We start from the raw sequence: 1,501 nt of genomic DNA, 5'->3' as shown, positions 1-1,501 counted from the left end.
CGAATGCCCGGACATGAGAGGCCAGAAAATCAGCCTGGGACTGCCCCCAGCTTGCTTCGGCGTAGGTGTAGCTTGAAGCACCGAGCACGGCAACAAAGATCTGTGCTTGCCTTGCTTCACCGGTTTCACTATTAACGACAGGTACCGTAATTCCGGCGTAGTCAATGAACAGCTTTTCACCAGCCTTGTGTACCTGTCGCATGGAGCGCTTCTGTTTCTTTCGCCACTCACTGTAGCGATGACAGTATTGGGGGTAACTGTAGGCGTTGTGAGGGTAAGCCTGGCAGTACTCTTCCCAGAGTAACTGCTTGGTCATACCTTTGTGTTTGAGTTCTTGATGCATCTCAACCCAGTCAGGATCAACCAGCCCTTTACGGTGATTATTAGCCGATTCTGGCATGAGCTTATTGATAATAAAGGTGTCGTCAGCTCCCTCAGGAAGAGGCCAGGACAAGCCTGATTTAACAAAGAGCTGCAGGTATTTGTTGACTGCGCCAACACTGACTCTGGTGCTGGCAGAAATCTGCCGGATGCTGAGATTGCAGTCGTGCTTCAGCCTTAGAATTTCTCTGATTTTACGCATTGATAAACCATTTTTTTCTGACATTCCGCCGCTCCTTGACCAGTTGGTACAAGTTTAAACGGCAGGAGTTCAACAAAATCAATGCTTAAGAGAAGTTAATTCCATCTTTGAAAAAAGATTCTGGAAGCGTGAACGGTAATTCTGGCTCGTGAACACCTATTCTGGAAATCAGCAAAAAGTGTTCACGAGTTACCAGAATAGGTGTTCACGCAAAACCAGAATAGGTGTTCACGGTCGGCCAGAATATGCAACTATTTCTATTTTTGCTCTTTTGTGCCTGATAACTTTCTTTTGCTTTATATTTAGCTCTAAGATAATGGCAATGATTGGAAAAGGTGGGCTTGATATTGTTACACGATTAATGGGATTAATTTTGACAGTCATTGGTGTTCAAATGTTGATAGTGGGTGTTTTGGAAACTTTAAGTCATCTGACGTAATGTCTAAATTACAGAGTTTTTGGCAGTATCTATATTGCCAAAGGTTGAAAATGAATTACTAAACTTCGTTAGCCAGACGCATTGTAGTGCTAACGAAGCTTAGACTTACAAAGCCGTTTAAAGAAAACATAGCACTGATAGGGACTGACGGCTATTTCAACAACTATCTTATCACTGGCTTGTAAACTAGAAGTAAATTCCAACGGACGTCTGAATTGGTATTAACTGTTTACAAAAATCTCTCGCAAATATGCAATATGCTGAGCTTCTAAACGTTTCAACGGACTTTCATTATCTCTATGAATTAGAATTGCATCTTCGTATGAATCAACTCCTGTAAACAATTTGGTTGCTTCATACAAATTGAGTGAAAATGATTTTCTCCATAATTGAGATTTTAGAATGCTGCTGTTTTCCGATATTGCATAATCAGGATTTAAAGTGTCAAATTCACATGACTCTTCATAATTCTCAAGGTA

The 1,501-nt window shown here is 41.4% G+C and carries 2 protein-coding genes and 1 pseudogene; 1 reads left to right on the top strand and 2 read right to left on the bottom strand.

Annotation, left to right across the window (positions count from 1 at the left end; genetic code table 11):
• Positions 1-607: transposase (locus tag J7439_RS25410; protein ID WP_502950447.1), on the bottom strand; the 607-nt coding region annotated here is incomplete at its 3' end.
• A 226-nt stretch (positions 608-833) separates the two neighbouring features.
• Here J7439_RS25410 and J7439_RS27410 point away from each other — a divergent pair.
• Positions 834-1,022, top strand: a pseudogene (locus J7439_RS27410) (MarC family protein); the annotation flags it as partial.
• Between the two features lie 221 nt (positions 1,023-1,243).
• On the opposite strand, the gene J7439_RS25400 reads toward J7439_RS27410, so the two are convergent.
• Positions 1,244-1,501, bottom strand: a 258-nt coding sequence (locus J7439_RS25400; protein ID WP_209204848.1) for a hypothetical protein, incomplete at its 5' end; no start/stop codon positions are given.

This window comes from Salinisphaera sp. G21_0 (assembly GCF_017744115.1).
In the GTDB taxonomy this organism is placed as follows: Bacteria; Pseudomonadota; Gammaproteobacteria; order Pseudomonadales; family Endozoicomonadaceae; genus Endozoicomonas.
Note: the sequence above shows the minus strand (reverse complement) of the source record. Positions and strands in the feature narration are given on the sequence as shown.